At 69.0% G+C, this 5,185-nt stretch carries 5 protein-coding genes; all 5 read right to left on the bottom strand.

The features are described 5' to 3' along the window. Positions 1–807 (bottom strand): NAD(P)/FAD-dependent oxidoreductase (locus WA965_RS23850; RefSeq protein ID WP_526448143.1); only part of this gene is annotated, 807 nt, incomplete at its 3' end. After that, positions 804–1,307 carry an isoprenylcysteine carboxyl methyltransferase family protein gene (locus tag WA965_RS23845; RefSeq protein ID WP_526302666.1) on the bottom strand — a complete coding sequence of 168 codons (504 nt, stop codon included), beginning with the start codon at positions 1,305–1,307 and terminating at the stop codon, positions 804–806. The genes WA965_RS23845 and WA965_RS23850, both read right to left, overlap by 4 nt. 2 nt (positions 1,308–1,309) lie before the next feature. Next, positions 1,310–2,371, bottom strand: a complete 1,062-nt coding sequence (locus tag WA965_RS23840) for a type III polyketide synthase (protein ID WP_526302668.1) — start codon at positions 2,369–2,371, stop codon at positions 1,310–1,312. 8 nt (positions 2,372–2,379) lie between these two features. Beyond that, positions 2,380–4,647 (bottom strand): MMPL family transporter, encoded by a 2,268-nt coding sequence (locus WA965_RS23835; RefSeq protein ID WP_526302670.1) that lies wholly within the window; start codon positions 4,645–4,647, stop codon positions 2,380–2,382. An 88-nt stretch (positions 4,648–4,735) separates the two neighbouring features. Continuing rightward, positions 4,736–5,185, bottom strand: a 450-nt coding sequence (locus tag WA965_RS23830) for a M15 family metallopeptidase (protein WP_526448142.1), incomplete at its 5' end; no start/stop codon positions are given.

Genomic DNA, 5,185 nt, shown 5'->3' with positions numbered 1-5,185 from the left:
TCCCAGACCTTCACCGGTGAGGGCGTCGACGTAGCCCGCCGCGTCACCGACCAGCAGCACCCGTCCCGCGACCCGACTGCGTGACTTCTGCCGCAGCGGTCCGGCCGCCCGGTCGGCTTCGTAGGAGAAGCCGTCGAGGCGCTCGCGCAGCGCGGGAAACGCGGCGAGGTGCTGCTCGAAACGGCCCTGCCGCGAGGTCAGGATCGCGATGCCGACGCAATCGTCGGCCACCGGTGTCACATAGGCCTCCCCGGCCTCGGGCTCATCGGACCAGTGCACCTCGACGACGTCGCTCCACGGCGCGACGGCGATGTGGCGTTTGAGGCCCCAGCGCCGGGTTCTGCCCACCGGCTGATTCAGGCCCAGGCCGGCCCGGATCGGTGAGTGCAGGCCGTCGGCCGCAGCGAGGTAGCGGGCTCGGATCCCGTTGACAGTCACCGATTGTGCATCCTGGACGATCGCACCGATCCTGTCGTGCACCACCGATACACCTGCCGCGGCCGCCTCGCGCTGCAACGCCTCGTGCAGGGTGGTGCGCCGCACCCCCAACCCCGGACCCGAGCCGAACTGTGCTGTGACACACCGACGGCCGTCGAGATAGGACACCCCGCGGAACACCCGTCCCGCGGGCCGGACGCCGAGCAGGTCGAGTTGGCGCACCGCGTGCGGCATCAGACCCTCGCCGCACGCCTTGTCGATCGGACCGGTGCGCTGCTCGATCACCGTCACCTGCAGGCCCGCGCGGGCCGCGAGGATCGCGGTCGCCAAGCCCGCGGGTCCACCGCCTGCGACGGCCAGATCGATCATGTCAGCGACTCGAGAGCCTTGTCCTCCACCGATATCCGCACCCACAGCAGCACGGCATTGAGCACCGTGAACACCGTCGCCGTGATCCACGCGCTGTGCACCAACGGCAGCGCGATGCCCTCGAGGACGACGGCGACGTAGTTGGGGTGCGAGAGGAAGCGGTATGGGCCGCCCGTGACTCGCCCGGCGTCCGGGACGACCACGACGCGGGTGTTCCACTGCCGGCCGAGTGTGGTGATGCACCACCACCGCAGTCCCTGGGCGGCGATCACGACGGCGAACATCGACCAGCCCAACGCCGGGATGAACTCGCGGTGCGCGGCCTCGACCAGGCAGCCCACCAGCAAGCCGGTGTGCAGCACCACCATCACCGGGTAGTGGCCGGCGCCGAACTCGACGCCACCACGGGACCTGCTCCACGTCAGATTCCGTTGGGAGACCACGAGTTCGGCGATCCGCTCCACCCCGACGGCGGCGATCAGCACGATGTAGGCGAGCATGCTCAACGCCACTGCAGCAGCACGAGTTCGGAGCAGAAGCCGGGTCCCATCGCCATCAGCAGTCCCGGAGATCCGGGCGTCGGCTTCTTGGCGCGGGTGTCGCGCAGAACGTGTAGCACCGACGACGACGACAGGTTGCCCACCTCGGCAAGCGAGCGCCACGTCAACTCCAGCGCGTCGTCGGCGAGACCGAGCGTGGCGGTGATCGCCTCGATCACCTTGGGACCGCCCGGGTGGGACACCCATGCCTCGATGTCGGAGACGGTGAGGTCGTGCCCGCCGAGGAAGCCGGCCATGTCATCGGCGAGGTAGCGGTCGATGAGCTCGGGCAGGTTCGGCGACAGGATCAGCTGGAAACCGTTGCGCCCGACTTTCCATCCCATGGTGTCCAGCGAGTCCGGGTACATCCGGCTGAGCGAGTCGAGCACTGCGGGCCCGGTCGCGTTGATCTCGCCGGCGCGGGTCTCACCCGCGGCGATCACCGCGGCGGCACCGTCACCGAACAGGGCGCTGCCGACGAGGCTGGCCATCGTCGGCTCGGCGGCCGGATAGGTCAGTGAACACAACTCCACCGACACCAGTGCGGCGACGTGGTCGGGGGCGCCGCGCAGATAGTCGTGCATGCGGGCGATGCCGGCCGCACCGGCCACGCAGCCCAGCCCGAACAGCGGCACCCGGCGCACGTCGGGCCGAAGACCCAACCGGTTCGCGATGCGTGCGTCCAGCGACGGCACCGCCACGCCGGTGACCGTCGTCGTCATGATCATGTCGAGATCGGTGGGGCGCAGCCCTGCCTCGTCGAGCGCAGCGGTCAGCGCCTCGCAGGCCAGATCCAGGGCGTGCTCGAGGTAGATGTCGTTCGCCTCGCCGAAGTCGGTCAGCGACGGATAACGCTCCAGAGGCAGCACGAAGTGGCGGCTGTTGACCTTCGCATGGTCGTGAAGCCCGCGGACGACGTCACCGAGACCGGCGAACGCCGGCACGGCGAGGAAGGCCTCGGTGATCTCGTGCTGGGTGTAGCCGTGGGGCGGCAGCGCCCCCTGCACACCGGCGATGACGCTGATGGGATCGGTCATGTGGTCACCTGCTCTGTCTGACTGACGCTGCGGGGGAGGGTCCTCGGCGCTTCGCTGAAGCCGAGACGGTCGTGCACACGGGTGAGCCAGCGCGGCGCCCACCAGTTGGATCCACCCATCAGGTGCATGAACGCGGGTACCAGCACCATCCGGATCAGGGTGGCGTCGACGAGCACCGCCAATGTCAGACCGAGGCCGAACATCCGCATGAACGACACGTTGGCGGCGATCAGCGCGGCGAACGAGATGGACATGATCAATGCGGCGGCGGTGATGATGCGGCCGGTGTAGGCGATGCCGAGCGCCACCGATTCGTCGGACTTTCCTGTCTCCAGCCAGAATTCGCGGATTCGAGCGACGAGGAACACCTCGTAGTCCATCGACAACCCGAACGCGATGCAGAACAGCAGCACCGGCATGTTCGCGACGAGAGTGCCGGTCGGTGTGGTTCCGAGCCCTGCCAGGTGGCCGTCCTGGAAGATCCACACCAGCGCGCCGAACGCGGCGGTGAGCGACAGGATGTTGAGCACCAACGCTTTCAGTGGCACCACGACGCTACCGGTGAGCAGGAACAGCAGGGCGAACATGATGACGGCGATGACGCCGAGCACCAGTGGCAGCGTGGAGGTGATCGCTGCGACGCTGTCACGGTTGATCTGGGCGGTGCCGGTCATCTCGACGGTGCGTCCGCCGGGGCCGGCGACATCGTGCAGTCGGTCGAGTTGTGTCTCGGAGGCGTCGGAGAACAGCGGTGCACTGCTCGCGACGGTGAGGAATGCGCTGCCCTGGTTCTGGCCCGCCGGCGCGGACGGCGGGCCGGCCCGGACACCGTCGACGAATGTTCCGGTGGGCGCCGACACCGCGAGAACATCGGGCACGCGGGATAGTTCTGCGGCATAACCCGAAAGGTCGCCCGGTGCCAGACCGTCGGCGTCGGGGATGACGACCGGTACGGCGGTGTCGGTGTTTCCGGCGGTTCCCGCGAAGTCGCGGCGAAGGTCGTCTCCGACCTGATGCGCCGACGCCGACGGCGGCAGCACCCGGTCGTCGGGGAACCCCCATTGCACGCCGAGGAACGGCGCACCGAGCACCAGCAGCAGCACGACGACGGCCATTCCGAGTGGAAGTGCGCGCCGCATCACGGCTTTGGCGCAGCGGTACCAGAACCGCCGCTCGACCGGGACGGGGCCGGGGTCGGCCCTGCGCAGGATCCTGCGGGCCAGACGTCGGACGTCGAGGGAGTCCAGACGGGTGCCGAGCAGCACTATCGCTGCGGGCGTGACGATGACCGCGGCGGCTGCGGCGAACCCGACGGTGGCCACCCCGGCGTAGGCGAACGATTTGAGGAAGTGCATCGGGAACAGCACCATCGCCGCCATGGACAGCGCCACCGTGGTGGCCGAGAAGATGACGGTGCGTCCGGCGGTGACCATGGTCCGCGCGAGGGCGGCGGTCGGGTCGGATCCGGTGGCCAGCTCGTCGCGATAGCGGCTCAGGATCAGCAGCGTGTAGTCGATGGCCAGCGCCAGACCCATGGCGGTGGCCAGGTTCAGCGCGAAGATCGACACGTCGGTGGCGAACGTGACCAGCCGCAGCACGGCCAGCGCGCCGACGATCGCCATGCCGCCGATCGCCACCGGGAGCGCGGCGGCGAGCAGCCCGCCGAACACCCACACGAGGACCAGGAAGCTCAGCGGTATCGCCAGCGACTCCATGAGCAGCAGGTCGCGTTGGGACTGCTCGGTGATCTGCACGTTGACCATCGCGGTGCCGCCGGTGCGGACCGTCACCCCGTCGCCGGCGCCGTCGTCGCGGGTGACCCGATCGGAGATCTCCTTCGCGGTGATCTGCTGTTGGGCTTCGCTGCCGTTGATGCCGGCGACGACGAGTCCGGAGGTGCGATCCCCGCTGACGAGGTCCGCCGCGGCCGCAGGCGGGGACGTCCATGCCGACGAGACGGCCGCGACGTTCGGATCGTCGGCCAGCTCGGCGACGATGGCGGTTCCAGCCGCTCGCGCCCGGGGACTGTCGACGCCCTCGGGTGAGGAGACGACAATCACCATCTGCACATCACCCTGACCGAACTTCTCGGTGAGAACTATAGCCGCACGGGCGGATTCGGAGGCCGGGTCCTGAAACCCGCTGGGGGAGAGATCCGTGGCGACGGGCAGCCCGAAAACCCCCAGGGCAACCGTCAACAGCGCCGCGGCGACGAGGATGCGGCGGGGCGCGGCGAAGGCCGACAGAGCGACTCGGTGAAGCAGCGCAGTCTCCAGTCCGGGAGTGGGGCGACTCACCGTACGACACGAGATGCCGTCTGCGGGGGTTCACCTCTGTGAGGTCACGGACCGGTTATCGGCGTTCGAAATGCTGGTAGTCCAGCGGTGTGCGCCAGTGCCCGCCCCAGCGCCAGCCGCGGTCGGTGAAGGCTCGCACGGCCGGGTCGCCGTCGTTCAGCGTCCCGGGATCGGTGCGGCTGCGGTCGACCCACGGCCCGGCGTTGGCCGGCTGGAAATCACCTCGGCGATCGACGTAGGGGTTGAGCCTGGGGTTGATGTCGACGGCCCGGCCGTAGGCGTGCAGCGACCAGTTGCCGGTGCCGGGGATGTCGCGGCAGTTGAACGCCGAGGTGTTGTTGTCACGCATCGACAGCTCGTCGTCGGCGTCGGGGTAGTGGTCGGCGGTGCGCATCCGCTCGATGGGGAAGCGCAACTCGAAGAGCCGCTGAAAAATGTCGATGACCTCGGCGGTCAGGTCCTGATGCACCACGAGTCGGCCGCGGTGCGGCCGGTCGTCGAAGCC

Source organism: Mycobacterium sp., assembly GCF_049683935.1.
Classification (GTDB): Bacteria; Actinomycetota; Actinomycetes; order Mycobacteriales; family Mycobacteriaceae; genus Mycobacterium.
Note: the sequence above shows the minus strand (reverse complement) of the source record. Positions and strands in the feature narration are given on the sequence as shown.